Annotated in this window: 17 protein-coding genes; 9 read left to right on the plus strand and 8 right to left on the minus strand. The window is 64.0% G+C overall.

Annotated features, from left to right (window positions below; translation table 11 throughout):
- The 9 genes from AC1DXN_RS09075 to AC1DXN_RS09115 all read left to right on the plus strand — a co-directional run bounded on the left by AC1DXN_RS09075 (position 1) and on the right by AC1DXN_RS09115 (position 9,181).
- A complete protein-coding gene (locus AC1DXN_RS09075) occupies positions 1 to 480 on the plus strand; it encodes a formate dehydrogenase subunit gamma (protein ID WP_477275597.1) in 480 nt (159 codons plus the stop codon).
- Positions 477 to 2,033, plus strand: coding sequence for a formate dehydrogenase beta subunit (locus AC1DXN_RS09080; protein ID WP_477275599.1), 1,557 nt, complete (start codon positions 477 to 479; stop codon positions 2,031 to 2,033). The genes AC1DXN_RS09075 and AC1DXN_RS09080 overlap by 4 nt, the downstream gene beginning before the upstream one ends.
- A gap of 10 nt (positions 2,034 to 2,043) precedes the next feature.
- A complete protein-coding gene (gene fdhF, locus AC1DXN_RS09085) occupies positions 2,044 to 4,953 on the plus strand; it encodes a formate dehydrogenase subunit alpha (protein ID WP_477275601.1) in 2,910 nt (969 codons plus the stop codon).
- Positions 4,954 to 4,956: 3 nt separating this feature from the next.
- Positions 4,957 to 5,787: a formate dehydrogenase accessory sulfurtransferase FdhD gene (gene fdhD / locus AC1DXN_RS09090; protein WP_477241369.1), complete on the plus strand. Its 831-nt coding sequence runs from the start codon at positions 4,957 to 4,959 to the stop codon at positions 5,785 to 5,787.
- On the plus strand, positions 5,777 to 6,097 hold the full coding sequence (locus AC1DXN_RS09095) for a formate dehydrogenase subunit delta (protein ID WP_477275602.1): 321 nt from the start codon (positions 5,777 to 5,779) through the stop codon (positions 6,095 to 6,097). The genes fdhD and AC1DXN_RS09095 overlap by 11 nt, the downstream gene beginning before the upstream one ends.
- Before the next feature lie 124 nt (positions 6,098 to 6,221).
- On the plus strand, positions 6,222 to 7,775 hold the full coding sequence (locus AC1DXN_RS09100; protein ID WP_477241365.1) for an alpha/beta fold hydrolase: 1,554 nt from the start codon (positions 6,222 to 6,224) through the stop codon (positions 7,773 to 7,775).
- A 110-nt stretch (positions 7,776 to 7,885) separates the two neighbouring features.
- Entirely contained in the window at positions 7,886 to 8,365 is a 480-nt protein-coding gene (locus AC1DXN_RS09105) for a carboxymuconolactone decarboxylase family protein (protein ID WP_477275604.1), read from the plus strand.
- Positions 8,366 to 8,450: 85 nt separating this feature from the next.
- Positions 8,451 to 8,813, plus strand: a complete 363-nt coding sequence (locus AC1DXN_RS09110; protein WP_477275606.1) for a nuclear transport factor 2 family protein — start codon at positions 8,451 to 8,453, stop codon at positions 8,811 to 8,813.
- 53 nt (positions 8,814 to 8,866) lie between these two features.
- Positions 8,867 to 9,181 (plus strand): hypothetical protein, encoded by a 315-nt coding sequence (locus AC1DXN_RS09115; protein WP_477241359.1) that lies wholly within the window; start codon positions 8,867 to 8,869, stop codon positions 9,179 to 9,181.
- 30 nt (positions 9,182 to 9,211) lie between these two features.
- Here the strand turns inward: AC1DXN_RS09115 and AC1DXN_RS09120 are convergent, their stop codons facing one another.
- The 8 genes from AC1DXN_RS09120 to AC1DXN_RS09155 all read right to left on the minus strand — a co-directional run bounded on the left by AC1DXN_RS09120 (position 9,212) and on the right by AC1DXN_RS09155 (position 17,852).
- On the minus strand, positions 9,212 to 9,922 hold the full coding sequence (locus tag AC1DXN_RS09120; RefSeq protein ID WP_477421528.1) for a hypothetical protein: 711 nt from the start codon (positions 9,920 to 9,922) through the stop codon (positions 9,212 to 9,214).
- A gap of 291 nt (positions 9,923 to 10,213) precedes the next feature.
- Complete coding sequence (locus AC1DXN_RS09125) at positions 10,214 to 11,641, minus strand: gamma-aminobutyraldehyde dehydrogenase (RefSeq protein ID WP_477275609.1); 1,428 nt, start codon at positions 11,639 to 11,641, stop codon at positions 10,214 to 10,216.
- 103 nt (positions 11,642 to 11,744) lie between these two features.
- Entirely contained in the window at positions 11,745 to 12,560 is an 816-nt protein-coding gene (locus AC1DXN_RS09130; RefSeq protein WP_477275611.1) for an ABC transporter permease, read from the minus strand.
- A complete protein-coding gene (locus AC1DXN_RS09135) occupies positions 12,550 to 13,518 on the minus strand; it encodes an ABC transporter permease (protein WP_477275613.1) in 969 nt (322 codons plus the stop codon). The genes AC1DXN_RS09130 and AC1DXN_RS09135 overlap by 11 nt, the downstream gene beginning before the upstream one ends.
- Complete coding sequence (locus AC1DXN_RS09140; protein WP_477275615.1) at positions 13,515 to 14,513, minus strand: ABC transporter ATP-binding protein; 999 nt, start codon at positions 14,511 to 14,513, stop codon at positions 13,515 to 13,517. The genes AC1DXN_RS09135 and AC1DXN_RS09140 overlap by 4 nt, the downstream gene beginning before the upstream one ends.
- Positions 14,514 to 14,710: 197 nt before the next feature.
- A complete protein-coding gene (locus AC1DXN_RS09145) occupies positions 14,711 to 15,865 on the minus strand; it encodes an ABC transporter substrate-binding protein (RefSeq protein ID WP_477275617.1) in 1,155 nt (384 codons plus the stop codon).
- Between the two features lie 200 nt (positions 15,866 to 16,065).
- Positions 16,066 to 16,992, minus strand: coding sequence for a LysR family transcriptional regulator (locus AC1DXN_RS09150; protein WP_477241345.1), 927 nt, complete (start codon positions 16,990 to 16,992; stop codon positions 16,066 to 16,068).
- An 83-nt stretch (positions 16,993 to 17,075) separates the two neighbouring features.
- Positions 17,076 to 17,852 (minus strand): DeoR/GlpR family DNA-binding transcription regulator, encoded by a 777-nt coding sequence (locus AC1DXN_RS09155; protein ID WP_477275619.1) that lies wholly within the window; start codon positions 17,850 to 17,852, stop codon positions 17,076 to 17,078.
- Positions 17,853 to 17,898: the final 46 nt, after the last annotated feature.

Raw genomic sequence — 17,898 nt, forward strand, 5'->3', positions numbered from 1 at the left:
ATGACGATGCAGCCTGCAAGTACCGAGATCGCGTCGCGCACGGCGGCGATCATCCAGGAGTTAAAGGACCTCGAAGGTCCACTGTTGCCGATCCTCCACGGCATCCAGGAAGAGTTCGGCCATGTGCCGCACGACGCGCTGCCGATCATCGCCGATGGGCTGAACCTGTCGCGGGCCGAAGTGCACGGCGTCGTCACCTTCTATCATGATTTCCGCGCCAAGCCGGCCGGACGGCATGTGCTCAAGCTCTGCCAGGCGGAGGCTTGCCAGTCGATGGGCTCGGATGCCGTCGCCGCCAAGATCAAGCAATTGCTGGGCATTGGTTTCCACGAGACGACCCGCGACGGGTCGGTGACGCTGGAGCCGGTTTACTGCCTCGGGCTTTGCGCCTGTTCGCCGTCGGCGATGCTGGACGGCGAGGTGATCGGGCGGATCGATGACGAGAAGATCGAAGAGATCGTCGCGGAGGTGCGCTCATGATCCCCCGCATCTATATCCCCGGAGACTCCGGCGCATTGGCGCTCGGCGCCGAGAAGGTTGCCACGGCTATACGGGCGGAACTGGCCGAACGCGGCATCGAGGCCAAGATCGTGCGCAATGGTTCGCGAGGCGCGTATTTCCTTGAGCCGATGGTCGAAGTGGCGACCGCTGAGGGCCGCGTCGCCTATGGGCCTGTGAAGCCTTCCGACGTCAAAAGCCTGTTCGACTGCGGCTTCCTCAAGGGTGGCCATCACAAGCGCTGGCTGGGCGCGCCCGACAAGATCCCGTTCCTGGCCAAGCAGACGCGCCTGACCTTTGCGCGCTGCGGCGTCATCGACCCGCTGTCGCTCGACAACTACAAGACGCATGGCGGGCTGAAGGGCCTGCAGAATGCCGTGGCCATGGCGCCCGCCGACATCGTCAAGCAGGTGACGGACTCGGGTCTGCGTGGCCGCGGCGGCGCCGGCTTCCCGACCGGCATCAAATGGAAGACGGTGCTGGATACTGCCGGCGACCGCAAATACATCGTCTGCAACGCCGATGAGGGCGACAGCGCCACCTTCGCCGACCGCATGATCATGGAAGGCGACCCCTTCGTGCTGATCGAAGGCATGGCGATCGCCGGTATCGCCACCGGCGCGACCAAGGGCTTTGTCTACATCCGATCGGAATATCCGCATGCGGTGGCGACGATGAACAAGGCTGTCGAGGTCGCCCGCAAGGCCGGCGTGCTCGGCGTCAATGTGCTGGGCTCCCCCAATGCCTTCGACATGGAAATCCGCGTCGGCGCCGGCGCCTATGTCTGCGGCGAGGAAACCTCGCTGTTGAACAGCCTGGAGGGCAAGCGCGGTGTCGTTCGCGCCAAGCCGCCGCTGCCGGCGATCCAAGGCCTGTTCGGCAAGCCGACGGTGATCAACAACGTCATCAGCCTGGCCTCCGTGCCCATCATCATGGACAGGGGTGCCGCCTTCTATAAGGATTACGGCATGGGCCGCTCGCGCGGCACCATCCCGATCCAGATTGCCGGCAACGTCAAGCAAGGTGGCCTGTTCGAGGCGGCCTTCGGCATGACGCTGGGCGAGATCGTCGATGATATCGGCGGCGGCACCGCGACCGGCCGGCCGGTGAAGGCGGTCCAGGTCGGCGGACCGCTCGGCGCCTACTTCCCGCGCAGCCTGTTCGATACGCCGTTCGACTATGAAGCCTTCGCCGCCAAGGAAGGTCTGATCGGCCATGCCGGCATCACCGTCTTCGACGACACCGCCGACATGCTGAAGCAGGCGCGCTTCGCCATGGAGTTCTGCGCCATCGAAAGTTGCGGCAAGTGCACGCCCTGCCGCATCGGCTCGACGCGCGGTGTCGAGACCATTGACAGGCTCGCGGCCGGCATCGAGCCGGAGAAGAACCTCGCGCTGGTCACCGACCTCTGCAACACGATGAAGTTCGGGTCGCTGTGCGCGCTGGGCGGCTTCACGCCTTACCCGGTGATGAGCTCGATCACCCACTTCCCCGAAGATTTCAAGCCCGCGCCGGCGCGCGTGGCTGCTGAATAGGAGCTGGCAGATGAACATCAAGGCCGACTTCCCGCCGCTCGTCGAAGAGATCGACTACGGAACCCCGCAATCGAATGCGGAAAAGCAGATCACGCTGACCGTCGACGGCCGCAGCATCAGCGTGCCGGAGGGCACGTCGATCATGCGCGCCGCGATGGAAGGCGGGGTCGAGATCCCCAAGCTCTGCGCCACCGACATGCTGGATTCGTTCGGTTCGTGTCGTGTCTGCCTGGTCGAGATCGAGGGGCGCGGCGGCACGCCGGCGTCCTGCACGACGCCGGTTGGCGAAGGCATGGTGGTGCGCACGCAGTCCGATCGGCTCGACGCTATTCGCCGCGGTGTCATGGAACTCTACATATCCGACCATCCGACCGGCTGGAACGAGAAAGCCGGCACCGGCGCCAGCGAGTTCGACGCGGTGGCAAAGTCGGTCGGCCTGACCGAGAACCGCTTCGGCGTCGAGGGCCGCAACCACGTCAAGGAAAACGGCGTCGCGCCCGGCCATGGTTCGCTGGCGGTCGACTACATCGCCCGCGATGAGTCTAACCCCTATTTCACCTATGATCCGGCGCAATGCATCGTTTGCTCGCGCTGCGTACGGGCCTGCGAGGAGGTGCAGGGCACCTTCGCGCTGACCATCGAGGGCCGCGGTTTCGAATCGCGCATGGTCGCCGGCATGCACGAGGACTTCATCGCCTCCGAATGCGTGTCCTGCGGCGCCTGCGTGCAGGCCTGTCCGACCGATGCGCTGCGCGAGAAAACGGTGCTCGAGAAGGGCATGCCGGAGCGCTCGGCCGTCACCACCTGCGCCTATTGCGGCGTCGGCTGCTCGTTCAAGGCCGAGGTGAAGGACGACGAAGTCATCCGCATGATGCCGTACAAGGACGGCAAGGCGAACCACGGCCATTCCTGCGTGAAGGGCCGTTTCGCCTATGGCTATGCCACCCACAAGGACCGCATCCTGTCGCCGATGATCCGGGAAAAGATCAGCGATCCCTGGCGCGAAGTGAGCTGGGAAGAGGCGATCGCTCACACAGCCAAGGAATTCCGTCGTATCCAGTATCAGTACGGACGCACCGCAATCGGCGGCATCACGTCCTCGCGCTGCACGAACGAGGAGACCTATCTCGTCCAGAAGCTGGTGCGGCAAGGCTTCCGCAACAACAACGTCGATACCTGCGCGCGCGTCTGCCATTCGCCGACCGGCTACGGTCTCGGCCAGACCTATGGCACCTCGGCCGGCACGCAGGATTTCGACTCCGTCGATTACACCGACGTCGCCGTCATCATCGGCGCCAATCCCGCTTCCGCCCATCCGGTGTTCGCCTCGCGACTAAAGAAGCGGCTGCGCCAGGGCGCCAAGCTGATCGTGCTCGATCCGCGTCGCACCGAGATGGTCAAGTCGGCCCATATCGAGGCGGATTATCACCTGCCGCTGAAGCCCGGCACCAATGTGGCGGTGCTGACCGCGCTGGCGCATGTCATCGTCACCGAAGGTCTTTTCAACGAAGCCTTCATCCGCGAGCGCTGCGACTGGGTGGAGTTCCAGGATTGGGCTTCGTTTGTCGCCTTGCCGGAAAACAGCCCCGAAATCGTCGGCAAGCTGTCCGGCGTCGATCCCGAGTTGATCAGGGGTGCTGCGCGGATGTACGCCACCGGCGGCAACGGCGCGATCTATTATGGCCTGGGCGTGACGGAACACAGCCAGGGTTCAACCACGGTGATGGCGATCGCCAACCTCGCCATGGCCACCGGCAATATCGGCCGGCCAGGCGTTGGCGTGAACCCGCTGCGCGGCCAGAACAACGTGCAGGGCTCGTGCGACATGGGCTCCTTCCCGCACGAACTGCCCGGCTATCGCCACATCTCCGGCGAAGCCGTGCGCGACATCTATGAGAGCCTGTGGGGCGTGAAGCTGGACGACGAGCCCGGCCTGCGCATTCCCAACATGTTGGACGCCGCCGTCGACGGCACGTTCAAGGGCATCTACATCCAGGGCGAGGACATTCTTCAGTCAGATCCTGATACCAAGCATGTTGCCGCCGGCCTCGCTGCGATGGAATGCGTCGTCGTGCACGACCTCTTCCTCAACGAGACGGCGAACTACGCACATGTGTTCCTGCCGGGCTCGACCTTCCTGGAGAAGGACGGCACTTTCACCAACGCCGAGCGCCGCATCAACATGGTGCGCAAGGTTCTGGAGCCCAAGGCGCGCTACGCCGACTGGGAGGCGACGCAGGAGCTTGCGCGCGCGGTAGGGCTGGACTGGAATTATCAGCATCCCTCGGAGATCATGGACGAGGTCGCCAAGACGACGCCGAGCTTCGCCGGCGTCTCCTTCGAGCTGCTCGACCGTGTCGGATCTGTGCAATGGCCCTGCAATGAGAAGGCGCCGCTCGGCACTCCGATCATGCATGTCGATGGTTTCGTGCGCGGCAAGGGTAAGTTCATCCGCACCGAATATGTTGCTACGGACGAGCGGACCGGGCCGCGCTTCCCGCTGCTGCTGACCACCGGCCGGATCCTGTCGCAATACAATGTCGGCGCGCAGACCAGGCGCACCGACAACGTCATGTGGCACTCGGAGGACCGGCTGGAAATCCATCCGCACGATGCCGAGAACCGCGGCCTGCGCGATGGCGATTGGGTCCGGCTGACCAGCCGCTCGGGCGAGACGACGCTGCGTGCGCTGATCACCGACCGGGTGTCACCCGGCGTGGTCTACACGACGTTCCACCATCCGGACACGCAGGCCAACGTCATCACCACCGACTTCTCCGACTGGGCGACCAACTGCCCGGAATACAAGGTGACGGCGGTGCAGGTCGGCGCGTCCAACGGCCCGTCGGAATGGCAGCGCGACTATGACGAGCAGGCCAAGCAGAGCCGCCGCATCGCAAAGCTGGAAGCGGCGGAATAGGTCTTGGCCGCGCGCCGCAAAGCCACGACGCAAATCTCGCGCCTCGCACGCCGCGCCGGCGGCACCGCGGCGGCCAACCGCATGGTGCCGGAGGAGACGCCGGTGGCGTTCTCCTTTGCCGGCACCACACATGCGGTGATGATGGCGAGCCCCGCGGATTTCGAGGATTTTGCGCTCGGCTTCTCGCTGACCGAAGGCATTATCGCGGCGCCGGAAGAAATCGAGGCCATCGAGGTCGAGGATCATGGCGCCGGCATCGACATCCAGATTCGGCTCAAGGATCAGGCCAACACGCGCTTCGAGGCGCGGCGCAGGAGGCTGGCCGGACCGGTCGGCTGCGGCCTGTGCGGCATTGAATCGATCGAGGAGGCGATGCGCTCGGTCGATGCGGTCGGTGCGTCGAGACTTACGCTTGAGGCCGACGACATCGTTCGCTCGGTCAAGCTCTTGTCGAAGGTGCAGCCGCTGCACGCCGAGACCGGCGCGGTGCACGCCGCCGGCTTTTACATTCCCGGCAAGGGCATCGTCATGGCGCGCGAGGATGTCGGGCGTCACAATGCGCTGGACAAACTGGCCGGCGCGCTGGCCAAGGTCGGCATAGACGGCGCATCGGGTGCCGTCGTCGTCACGTCACGCGTTTCAGTCGAGATGGTGCAGAAGACGGCGGCGATCGGCTCTGCCTTCATCATCGCTGTCTCGGCGCCTACAGCCCTCGCCATTCGTACGGCCGAAGGCGCCGGCATGACGCTGGTGGCGCTGGTGCGCGGCGACGATTTCGATATTTTCACCCACCCCGACCGGGTGGTCTCCGGAGTTACACAGCATGTCGCATGACGAAGAGCACATCATCAGCACCAGCGAGAAGCTGGTGATCATGGCCAACCAGATCGCAGCCTTCTTCCACTCCAAGCCGCGCGAGGAAGGCATCGCCGGCATCGCCGAGCACATCAACAAGTTCTGGGAGCCGAGAATGCGGCGGCAACTGTTCGAGATGCTGAACAGTGGTGGTGAGGGCTTCAACGAACTGGTCGTGGCTGCTTCCGCCAAGATCAAGCGGCCCAAGACGCCAGAACAGGCCGATACGAGTATCGGTTACACTGGGCGCGAGCCCGCGCAGGCCGAGAGCGTCGCCCCGCAGAAATAGACCGACAACCGCCCTCCCGGTCGCCAAAGGTCGTATATTTCAGTCCCCTGAAGTTTGGCTGCCGCAAGCGGCGCGCCTCTGCTATGGTCGGCGATCAGAACGTCTGGCCGGGTGGAATGCACTCGTGAGGCCGATCGAGACCCGATACGCCCTGAGCGGCGATGTGCGGATCGCCTATCAGGTGATCGGCCAAGGCTCGTTCGATCTGGTGTTCGTGCCGGGTTTCATTTCCAATCTGGATCTGCACTGGGAAGACGAAGGCTATACCAGGCTGTTGAGGCGGCTATCGGCCTTCTCACGGCTGATCCTGTTCGACAAGCGCGGCACCGGCCTTTCCGACCGCGTCGATACCCATCATTTGCCCAGTCTCGAAACCCGCATGGACGATGTGCGCGCGGTGATGGATGCCGCCGGCAGCGGCCGGGCGGCGCTGCTTGGCGCTTCGGAAGGCGCGCCGATGGCGATGCTGTTCGCCGCCACCTATCCGCAGCGGACGCGGGCGCTGGCGCTTTACGGCGGCTATGCGCATTTCCACAAATGGGTGATGTCGCCGGAGCGCCTCGACGCTTTCATCGAGACAGCCGAGACCGCATGGGGCACCGGCGCCACGCTGCCGCATTTCGCTCCTGGCCGGGTCGACGATCCGCGTTTCGCCTTGTGGTGGGGGCGGTTCGAGCGGCTGTCTGCAAGCCCGACCGCGGCAGCCGCGCTGGCGCGCATGAATGCCGGGATCGACGTGCGCGGGATACTTTCGGCGATCAGCGCGCCGACCTTGCTGATCCATCGCCGCAACGATGCGCGGGTCGACCCCGATGCCAGCCGCTTCCTGGCCAAGAAAATCGCGAATGCGCAGCTGGTCGAGGTGCCCGGACGCGACCATCCGATCTGGACCGGCGATGTCGACCGGGTGGCCGACCTGATCGAGGAGTTCCTGACCGGCGCGCGCGCCGTGGCGGAGGTGGAACGCGTGCTTGCCACACTTGTGGCGACACGCATCTACGATACGGCGCGGATCGGCGACCGCATGTGGAGCGAACGCAGCCAGCGCTTCCAGGAAAGCTGGCGGCTGCTGGTTGGGCGCCATGGCGGCCGCTCGGCAGGCACGCAGGGCGAAATGATGATTTCGCGCTTCGACGGCCCGGCCCGCGCCATTCGCTGCGCGGCCGCACTGCGCGACGCGGCACAGGAAATCGGCATCGCCAGCGGGCAAGGCGTGCATGTCGGCGAGGTCGAATTGCGCGGGCCGCCGGTCGGGCTGACAGCCCGCGTGACGATGCAGCTTGCCGCCCATGCCGGACGCGGCGACATCCTCGCGTCGCGGCTGGTTGCCGATCTCGCAGCCGGCTCGGGCCTGCATTTCGCAGACGCCGGGCGCATCACGCTGGACGAACAGGACGAACCGTTGGCGCTGGTCCGAGCGACGTCCGAACAGCATCTGGAACCGGCTTGCCGCCCCAAGCCCAAACCGGCCGAACCGGCCGCGCTGACGGCGCGGGAAAGCGAGGTGGTGAGCCTGATCGCCGACGGCAAGAGCAATGCAGCGATCGCCGCCGAGCTCAGGCTCAGCGAACACACGGTCAAGCGTCACGTCGCCAACATACTGCTCAAACTGGATCTGCCGTCGCGAGCAGCCGCGGCGGCGTTTTCAGCCAGGCACACTGGCCCGGACGGGCCATAGGAGCCATGGCGCTTTCGGGCGAAGCGGCCAAGGTAGCGTAAGCGCTATCAATTCTTCCCATGCAGGCCAGGCGGATGTCGCCAGGAAAGGCGCTGCGAACGGAGGATGAAATGTTGAAGTCGAACCGGACACTCATATCGCTGGCAATGGCGGCGAGCGTCGGCGCGTTCTTTGCCATGGCACCTGCCAAGGCGGAGGACGCTTCGGCGACGGCCGCCTACAAGGACATTCAGGCCACGCTCGGCTCGGTGCCGGATATGTTCAAGACCTTGCCGGACGTCGCGGTCGCCGGCGCCTGGGCTGAGATCAAGGGCGTGCAGCTCAATCCGAACACGGCGCTCGACGGGAAGACCAAGGAACTGATGGGCCTCGCCGTCGCCTCGCAGATCCCGTGCCAGTACTGCATCTATTTCCACACGCAGGCAGCCAAGCTCAACGGCGCCAGCGACGAGGAGATCAAGGAAGCCGTGGCAATGGCGGCGATCGTTCGCCACTGGTCGACGATGCTCAATGGCAGCCAGGTCGACCTCGCTACCTTCAAGAAGCAGACCGACGATGTGTTCGCGGCCGTCAAGGCCAAGTCGCAGTGAAGAAACCTCTGCCCGTCGATGAGCGCCGGGCAGCGCTTCTGATGATCAACCGCCCGATCGGGAAGACGGGCACATGGAGGATAAAATGCTGACGAAGACTCAAGTCGTGGACGGCGCGGCGATCAAGAAAGCAATCGAAGGCCGTGATGGAAAGCTGCTGTCAAGCTTCTATACCGATGACGCGCTGGTGCGCGTGTTCGACCGCAACAACCCGCCGAGCAAGCCGCGTGAAATCCGCGGGCGGGCGGCGATCAGCACGTTCTGGGATGACATCTGCAGCCGGGCGATGACCCACAAGGTCGACACCACCATCGCCGATGGCAACAACCTCGCCTTCACCCAGGCCTGCTCCTATCCGGACGGCACCAAGGTGTTCTGCGCGGCGATGCTGGAATTGAAGAACGGGCTGATCGCACGGCAGACCGTCGTGCAGGCCTGGGACGAGTAGGTCAACCGCGTAGATCAACGGCGGATTGCGCCGCAAACCCGGAGGAGAAGAAGATGTTCAGCGCCAGATGGCAGATCGACGCCAAGTTCGGGCACAAGCAGACCGTGCTTGAGCTGTTGAAGAAATGGGAACGCGAGATCGGCTCGCAGGTCGGCATCGCCGACCTGAAGTTCCAGATCATGACCGGATCGATCGGCGCGCGGGAAGCGACGGTCGAGTCGCATCACGAGGTCGAAAGCCTGGCCCAGCTGGAGGCGTTCTTCGCCAAGATCGGCAAGATCGACGCGCACGCCAAATGGGGCAAGGAGATCGAGCCTTATGTGGTCTCGGGCACCAGCCTGTGGAACATCTATCGCATCGTCGAGTAGCAGCTCCACAGGTGCCGCAACTTTCGGCCGTCAGCTTCGACGGCCGAAGCTTGTCCGCGGCCCCGCGTAGCGCTCTTGCCTGGCCTGTTCGGCGGCCGCCATGCGCCCCGCCGGAGCGCCCTGGCCGGGCATGGCGCCCTGTCTGGCCAAGGCCGCTGCTATCATGGCATCGGCCTTGCGGGCGCGTTCGGCGTCGCCGGCTGCATCGTCGGCAAAGTTCGCGGTCGTTGCGCTGACTCGCGCTGGCCTGCTGCCACGGAAAGCGATGAACAGCAACAGCGCGCCGAGCAGCCCGGCGCCGATGACTATCGTGAGACGCGTGCCGGTCATGCCGGTGGGCTCGATCTGGGTCGGTTTGGCAGGGTTCTGGACGACGGTGAGCGTGTCGCCTACCTGCGGTTCACGGTCGCCGTTCTTGTTCAGATCCATCGTCGCTTCGACGGCATCGGCGCCGGTGCCGACGCGCAAGGTGCCGGTGAATTTCTGGCTCACCTTCCACTCTTTGTCCGCGTGGACTGTCTTGAACGCATCAACCAACTCGCATGGGATCGTCGCGGTGCTCACGGTCTTGTAGACGATCCTGTGCGCGGTCGATTCCATGTTGCATTCGACGTTGACCGCCAGGATTTCGGCCGGCGCCTGCGGCCAGCCGCTTTTCTTGATGATGTCATTGCCGCCGAAGACGGCGATCAGCACGCAGAAGCCGCCGATTAGTGTCAACTTGATCTTGGCCGTATTCATGCGCGAACCCCCTCGCCGCCGGTTTGCCGACACGAAGGCTGCTCGCCCAGGTTGAATATTCAGTAAATTGTGATCTGCTGCGGGGCCGCGAAAGTTGAATTCGCTTAGCGGATCGATAACCGCAAGACGAATACTTTAACGATAGCCTCCGCGCCATGTCTTTGCTTCGATCGCCGCCCGGCCCTTCGAAGAGACAATCTCCAACGCCTCCCCGCGCTTCGCTATGGCTCCGGGCGTTCGTCGCTCGAAAAGCCCATTTGAGGGCTTTTCGTCCGCTGCGCGGACCGCTCCTCACCCATGCGCAACCATCACGTGGCGCACGGCGGTGTAATCCTCCAGCGCATAGAGCGACATGTCCTTGCCGTAGCCGGACTGTTTTAGCCCGCCATGCGGCATCTCGTTGGTCAGCATGAAGTGGGTGTTGATCCAGGTGCAGCCGTACTGAAGACGTGCGGCGGTCGCCATAGCGCGCGAGACATCCTTGGTCCACACCGACGATGCCAGGCCGTAGTCGCTGTCATTGGCCCAGTTGACCGCCTCGTCGACTTCGGTGAAACGGGTGACCGAGACGACCGGCCCGAACACCTCGCGGCGAACGATCTCGTCTTCCTGCAGCGCGCCAGCAACGACAGTCGGCTGGTAGTAGAAGCCGGAGCCCTCGCCCGGCTTGCCGCCGGTGGTGATCTCGATGTGCTTGAGCTCCGAAGCACGCTCGACGAAGCTCGAGACGCGGTCGCGCTGGCGACGCGAGATCAACGGTCCGATCTCGTTCTCGGTGTCGTCGGGGCGGTTGTACTTGATGGTCGAGACGGCCGAAGAGAGGTCGGCGACCAGCTTGTCGTAGATCTTCTTGCCGGCATAGATGCGGCAGGCGGCGGTGCAGTCCTGGCCGGCATTGTAGTAGCCGAAGGCGCGCAGGCCGTTGACCACGGCGCCGAGGTCGGCGTCGTCGAAGACGATGACTGGCGCCTTGCCGCCGAGTTCCAGATGCGTACGCTTGACCGACTTGGCGGCGGCCTGCAGCACCTTTTTGCCGGTGGCGACATCACCGGTGATCGAGATCATGTTGACCTTGGGGTGGTTGATCAGCGTGTTGCCGACGCTGTCGCCGCGGCCAAGCACGACATTGACGACGCCTTCCGGCAGGATTTCGGCCAGGATCTTCGCCAGCTTCAGCGCCGTCAGCGGCGTCTGCTCCGACGGCTTGAAGACGACGGTGTTGCCGCCGGCAATCGCCGGCGCCAGCTTCCACGCCATCATCATCAGCGGATAGTTCCACGGCGCGATCGAGGCGACGATGCCGATGGCATCGCGGCGGACCATCGAGGTGTGACCCGGAACATATTCGCCGGCGACCACCCCCGGCATGGAGCGCACAGCGCCGGCGAAGAAGCGGTAGCAGTCGACGATTGCCGGGATCTCGTCATTGAGCACGGCATTGATCGGCTTGCCGCAGTTGAGCGCCTCGAGTGCCGCGAACTCCTTCGCGTCGGCCTCGATGCGGTCGGCGATCTTCAGGAGATAGCCGGAGCGCTGCGCCGGCGTGGTGCGCGACCACAAGACGAACGCTTGTTCGGCGGCAGTGACCGCCGCCTCGATCTGCGCCTGGCTGGCTTCAGGCAGGTTGAGGATGGTCGCCCCGGTCTTCGGATTGAGGATCGGCTCCTCGGTCTCGGTGCCCTTCTCGAATTTCGAGCCGATCAGCATCTGGGTGTCCATGTCGTTCTCCTTAATCAGGAGCGAGTAGCGAATAGCGAATAGCGAATAGGGTTTCACCGCCGATCTTTCCCTATTCGCTATTGGCTACTCCCTATTCGCTGTTTCATTTTCCACTGCCGGCGATCTGGTCGCCGTCGCGGGTCAGGTAATAGGCAAGCAGGATGGGCAGCAGCGTCACCAGCACGACGACCATGGCCACGACATTGGTGACCGGGCGCTGGCGCGGACGGATCAGTTCCTCCAGCATCCAGATCGGCAGCGTCTGCTGCTGGCCGGCGGTGAAGGTGGTGACGATGACCTCGTCGAAGGACAGAGCGAAAGCCAGCATGCCGCCGGCAAGCAGAGCGGTGGCGATGTTGGGCAGCACGACATGGCGAAACGTCTGAAATCCGTCGGCGCCGAGATCCATCGAGGCCTCGATCATCGAGCCGGACGTGCGGCGGAAACGGGCGACGGCGTTGTTGTAGACGACGACAACGCAGAAGGTTGCGTGGCCAAGCACGATCGTCCAGAACGAGAATGGAATATCGGCCAGCGAAAACGCCGAGCGCAACGCGATGCCGGTGATGATGCCGGGCAGTGCGATCGGCAGGATGACCAGCAGCGAGATGGTTTCGCGGCCGAAGAATTTTGTCCTGGAAACCGCTGCCGAACAGAGCGTGCCGAGGATGAGCGCAATTGCTGTCGAGATCGCCGCGACCCGCACCGACAGCGACAGCGCCTGCCAGACATCGGGCCGGTTCCAGGTGACCGCGAACCATTGCGTGGTCAGGCCAGGCGGCGGCCAGACAAAACTCTTCTCCTCGGTGGTGAAGGCGTAGATGAAGATCAGCAGGATCGGCAGATGCAGGAACAGCAAGCCGCAGGCAGCAGATATCTTCAGCCCGAGCGGCGCCGATTGCGAGCCATCAGAGCGCATCGAAGGCCCCCATGCGCTTGGCGCCCCAGAGGTAGAAACCCATGATGACGATGGGCACCACGGTGAAGGCGGCGGCGAGCGGGATGTTGCCGGCGGTGCCTTGCTGCGAATAGACGGCCTGGCCGATGAACAGCCGCGACGTGCCGATTATCTGCGGGATGATGTAGTCGCCCAGCGTCAGCGAGAAGGTGAAGATCGAGCCGGCGACGATGCCCGGCAGCGCCAGCGGGAACAGCACGTTGCGAAAGGTCTGCCCGGGTGAGGCGCCGAGATCGGACGAGGCTTCGACCAGATTGCCGGGCACGCGCTCGAGTGCTGCCTGAACCGGCAGGATCATGAATGGCAGCCAGACATAGACGAAGACGATGAAGGTGCCGGTGGCGGAGACCGACAGCGAATTGCCGCCGACGACGGGCAGCGACAGCCAGCCATCGAGCAGCCACAGAAGATGCAACTTGGCGAGCAGCCAGGTCAGGATGCCTTCCTTGGCCAGGATCAGCTTCCAGGCGTAGATCTTGACCAGATAGCTCGACCACAGCGGCAGCATGATGCCGAGATAAAACAGCGCCTTCCAGCGGCCGCGGGCATAGCGCGCCGCGTAATAGGCGATGGGGAAAGCGAGGATCGCGGAGGCAACCGTGACCAGGGCTGCCATCGTCACCGTGCGCAGGATGATGTCGAGATTGGCGGCCTGGAACAGGTCGCCATAGGTCTTCAGCGTGAACTCGCGGTTGATCAGGCCTGAGAACTCATCGATCGAGAAAAAGCTCTGCGCCAACAGTGCAAACAGGGAGCCGATATAGACGATGCCGAGCCACAGCACCGGCGGCAGCAGCATGAGCAACAGCAGGACCTTGGGCTTGCGCCAGAAGAGGTCCGACAACGCGCCGCGCAGGCCGCCGCTTCCCGGCAGGATGGCGGGGGCATCGGCGCGCGGCATGGTGGCGTCGAGGCTCATGTCGGCTCGTCCATCACGTGCAAATGCTCGCGGTTGAAGGTGAGCATCACCGCCTCGCCCTCTGCCGGCAAGGCGGTGCCGGCGGGCACGATGGCATGCAGCTTCAGCCCGTCGGCATCGAGCGCCAGTTTGGTCGTGGCGCCGAGATAGTTGGTGGAGACGAGGCGGGCGGCAACGCCGTCGCCTTTGGCCGCACGGCCGACGCGAATGGATTCAGGGCGCAAACTGCCCCAGCGATGCTGACCGGCATAGCGCTGGACGAATTCCGGCGGCAGGACATTGGAGGAGCCGACGAAATCGGCGACGAAGCGGGTCTTCGGCCGCTGATAGATGTCCTCCGGCGTGCCGATCTGCATGATCTTGCCGTCGTTGAAGACGGCGACGCGGTCGGCCATGGACAGCGCCTCGCCCTGATCATGGGTGACGAAGATGAAGGTGATGCCGAGCGCCTTCTGCAGCGACTTTAATTCTTCCTGCATGTTCTCGCGCAATTTGAGGTCGAGCGCGCCGAGCGGCTCGTCGAGCAGCAGCACCTTGGGCTGGTTGACCAGAGCGCGGGCGAGCGCGACGCGCTGGCGCTGGCCGCCGGAAAGCTGGCCGGGGCGGCGGGCGCCATAGCCAGGAAGCCGCACCAGCGACAGCGCCTCTTCCGCCGCCTTCTGCCGCTCCGGCTTGCCGACGCCCTTGACCATCAGCCCGTAGGCGACGTTGTCGAGCACATTCAAATGCGGGAACAGTGCGTAGTCCTGGAACACCGTGTTGACGTTGCGGCGATAGGGCGGGACGCCCTCGGCGCGTTCGCCGAAGATCGAGATCGAGCCCGAYGTCGGCTGCTCGAARCCGGCGATCAGGCGCAGGCAGGTCGTCTTGCCGGAGCCKGARGGGCCAAGCATGGCGAAGAACTCRCCCGGCACGATATCGAGGTCGACCGCATCGACGGCGCGCACGCTGCCGAAATGGCGGGAGACCTGTTTGAAGGAAACGGCTGGTGTCATGAGCTGTCGGTCCATTGCCGGTTTAGCTTTGTCGAATCGCTCTCGCCTCCCGACTGGGATGGYGGATTGGCGCAGCGTTGCGGCGAAGCCGCGGGTGGGGGGTGATCCGGCATTACCTGCCTAGCAGCCCCCACCTCGCAGACCCCACCCCAACGGTACGTCGACCCTCCCCACAAGGGGGAGGGCAATGGGAGAAATCAGCGCCCGCCGATGACGCCGATATAGTCCGACACCCAGCGGTAGTACGGCACACACTGGTTGTTCTGGCTGGCGCATTTCGACACCGGCGTCTTCCAGAACTTGATCTTGTCGAAATTGTCGTAGCCGTTGGTTTTGCAGCCTTCGTCGGTCAACAGCTCATTGCCCTTGCAGGCGGCAGGCACCACTGGCAGCGAACCGAACCAGGCGGAAACGTCGCCCTGCACCTTTGGCGACAGCGAATGTTCCAGCCACATATAGGCGCAGTTCGGGTTGGCCGCGTCGGCCTCCATCATGGTGGTATCCGCCCAACCGGTGACGCCTTCCTCGGGCACGGTCGAGGCGATCGGCCTCTTGGCGGCAACCAGCGTGTTGACCTGGTAAGGCCATGAACCGGAGGCGACGACGCCTTCGTTCTGGAAATCGTCGACCTGGATGGCGGCGTCATGCCAATAGCGGCCGACCAGCGTGCGCTGGACGCGCAGCAATTCGAGCGCGGCCTTGTACTGGTCTTCGGTCAGTTCGTAAGGGTCCTTGATGCCGAGTTCCGGCTTGTGGAACATCAAATAATTGGCGGCGTCGGCAATATGGATCGCACCGTCATAGGCCTGGACACGGCCCTTGTTCGACTTGCCGTCCGGCAGGTTCATTTCCTCGAAGACGACGTTCCAGCTCTTCGGTGCTTCCTTGAACACGTCGGTGTTGTACATCAGCACATTCGGCCCCCACTGATAGGGAACGCCGTAGTGTACCTTGTCGACCGTGAACCAGGGCGCATCCTTCAGTCGGTCGTCGACCGTCTTCCAGCTCGGGATGAGATCGGTGTTGATCGGCTGGACGCGCTTGCCGGCGACGAGGCGCAGCGACGCATCGCCCGAGGCGGTGACGAGGTCAAAACCACCCTCGTTCATCAGCGAGACCATCTCGTCGGAGGTGTTGGCGGTCTTGACATTGACCTTGCAGCCAGTGTCCTTCTCGAATGAGGAGACCCAGTCATAGCCCTTGTCGGTTTCGCCGCGCTCGATGTAGCCGGGCCAGGCGACAATGTTGACCTGGCCTTCGCCCTTGCCGAGTTCCTTGACCTGGGCGACAGCCTGGCCGCAGAAGGTCAGCGCAACCGTCAATGCAGTGCATGACTTGAGGAATGAATTCATCATCGATCTCCCATTTTGGCGCCTGACCCGAAGCCGGTTTCGGTCTTCGCTAGGGTCACGCGCGGACTGAAAAAGTCAGCTCGTCCGATGGACGCATGCCGCTCTGACGGCGGTTTTGGTTCCTGACAGACAAAGTGCTGTGAAACTGCCGGTTTCGCAAATTCATTTATCAGAAGGGCGATATCGGTTTTTCCGATATATCAGCGCCCAACCTTGTCGGGCCGCTGGCGGACCATGCGCTGCGACTGGGCAAGGCCGATGAAGTCGCGCGCCGCCTGCGGCAGGCCGGAGCCGCGCCGCCAGACCATGCCGACCTGCACCACCGGCAGGGAGCCGGAAATATCGCGCGATTCAATGCGGTCGCCTTCCAGCGACCATGGCCGGTAGACGAGATCCGGCAGCAGCGCCACGCCGGCGCCGGTGGCGACAAGGCTGCGCACCGCCTCGACCGAACGGGTGCGAAAAGCGACATGCGGCTTGGCGCCGATCGCCGCCAGCAGCTTGCCGGTGTTTTCCTCGATTTCGTCGACGGTCAGCATGATCAGCGGCTCGCCGGCAATGTCGCCGATGCCGATAATGTCGGCGCTGGCCAGCGGATGGCCGAGCGGCAGCCACAGCCGGTAGGCCGAGACTTCGAGGATTTCCGATTGCAGCGCGGTGCGGTCGCGCAGGTTCGAGGTGACCATGACGGCGATATCGAGCTTGCCGCCGATCAGCAGATGTTCGAGGTAGTCGCCATTGTCCTCGATGGCCGAAACCTCGACGCCCGGATAGGCGCGGCGGTAGCGGGCGAGCAGGTCGGACAGCACATAGCCGGCAACCAGCGAGGTTACGCCGAGCTGCAGCCGGCCGCCCGCCACCATCTGGTCGCCGGAGAAGGAGCGACGCGCATCGGAAACGTCGGCGAGGATCTTGGTCGCGTGGCGCAGGAACTGATGACCCTTGTGGGTTATGTTGAGGCCGCGCGGGTGGCGCTCGAACAGTTCGACGCCGAGATCGCTTTCAAGCTCCTTGATCGCCTCGGTGACCGACGATTGCGAGATCGACAGGTTCTGCGCGGCGCCCGACACCGTGCCCTGCTCGGCGACGGCGATGAAGAACTGCAACTGGCGGATGGTGAAAGCCATGGCCGGACTAAACACGGCTAAGGCGACGCTGGGAAGTGGGGCGATCAGAAGGGCGTCGGCGCCCAATCGCCAACTTTCGCAGATCAGGGGTCGGTTTCGCCACCAGCGATGCTGAGCCGCGCGCCGGCTTGTGCGAGAGCCGCAGCGATGTCGCGCGGCGGCGGCCTGTCGGTCGCGAGTTCGGAAAAGTCGTCGAAGCCGCAGACCTGGACCAGACCCTGGCGGCCGAATTTTGTGTGGTCGGTGACAACCAGCGAGCGCTGGCCGCGCGACAGCACCATACGAGCGAACTCCGCCTCTTCCAGATCATAGTCCATGACGCCGGTGACGGCATCGACGGCACCGGTGGAAATCACCGCATGGTTGACGGAAAAGCGGCTGACGAATTCGATGGCCGAGACTCCGAAAGCAGCGCCTGAATCGTTGCGCAATTCGCCGCCGGCCATGTAGACCTTGTTGCCGTTGACGGTGGCCAGCGTGCGGGCGATGTCGGACGAATTGGTTACGACCGTCAGCCGCCGGTGGCCGAGCAGTTCGCGGGCGAGGAAAGACGTCGTCGTGCCGGTGTCGAGCATGATCGATTCGCCGTCGCGGATGGTGGCGGCGACCATGCGAGCGATCATGCGCTTGGCGTCGGCATTGTCGCGCATGCGCCGCTCGAACGGTGCCTCACCGGCCATCGAGGGCAGGCCGATGGCGCCATGCATCTTCAGGATCGAGCCATCGCCCGTTAGCGGCTTGACGTCGCGGCGCACGGTTTCCAGCGACACACCCAGCCGATCGGCCAGGCTGGCGATGCTGATTGTGCCTTCCTCCTTGAGGAGGCGCAGGATTTCGCCATGCCGCTTCGAATGGATCATTCGGCTTTCCCGGTTTTTGCCCTTTTGACCGATTCTAAGGTAATTC

This window comes from Mesorhizobium sp. P2_H9 (assembly GCF_056403215.1).

Excerpts from the sequence above, each read along its gene's own strand:
- AC1DXN_RS09135 (WP_477275613.1), bottom strand. The coding sequence starts at position 13,518 with ATGAGCCTCGACGCCACCATGCCGCGCGCCGATGCCCCCGCCATCCTG.
- AC1DXN_RS09125 (WP_477275609.1), bottom strand. The coding sequence starts at position 11,641 with ATGGACACCCAGATGCTGATCGGCTCGAAATTCGAGAAGGGCACCGAG.
- AC1DXN_RS09080 (WP_477275599.1), top strand. The coding sequence starts at position 477 with ATGATCCCCCGCATCTATATCCCCGGAGACTCCGGCGCATTGGCGCTC.
- AC1DXN_RS09115 (WP_477241359.1), top strand. The coding sequence starts at position 8,867 with ATGTTCAGCGCCAGATGGCAGATCGACGCCAAGTTCGGGCACAAGCAG.
- AC1DXN_RS09105 (WP_477275604.1), top strand. The coding sequence starts at position 7,886 with ATGTTGAAGTCGAACCGGACACTCATATCGCTGGCAATGGCGGCGAGC.
- AC1DXN_RS09120 (WP_477421528.1), bottom strand. The coding sequence starts at position 9,922 with ATGAATACGGCCAAGATCAAGTTGACACTAATCGGCGGCTTCTGCGTG.
- AC1DXN_RS09130 (WP_477275611.1), bottom strand. The coding sequence starts at position 12,560 with ATGCGCTCTGATGGCTCGCAATCGGCGCCGCTCGGGCTGAAGATATCT.
- AC1DXN_RS09155 (WP_477275619.1), bottom strand. The coding sequence starts at position 17,852 with ATGATCCATTCGAAGCGGCATGGCGAAATCCTGCGCCTCCTCAAGGAG.
- AC1DXN_RS09145 (WP_477275617.1), bottom strand. The coding sequence starts at position 15,865 with ATGAATTCATTCCTCAAGTCATGCACTGCATTGACGGTTGCGCTGACC.
- fdhF (WP_477275601.1), top strand. The coding sequence starts at position 2,044 with ATGAACATCAAGGCCGACTTCCCGCCGCTCGTCGAAGAGATCGACTAC.
- AC1DXN_RS09075 (WP_477275597.1), top strand. The coding sequence starts at position 1 with ATGACGATGCAGCCTGCAAGTACCGAGATCGCGTCGCGCACGGCGGCG.
- AC1DXN_RS09110 (WP_477275606.1), top strand. The coding sequence starts at position 8,451 with ATGCTGACGAAGACTCAAGTCGTGGACGGCGCGGCGATCAAGAAAGCA.
- AC1DXN_RS09095 (WP_477275602.1), top strand. The coding sequence starts at position 5,777 with ATGTCGCATGACGAAGAGCACATCATCAGCACCAGCGAGAAGCTGGTG.
- AC1DXN_RS09150 (WP_477241345.1), bottom strand. The coding sequence starts at position 16,992 with ATGGCTTTCACCATCCGCCAGTTGCAGTTCTTCATCGCCGTCGCCGAG.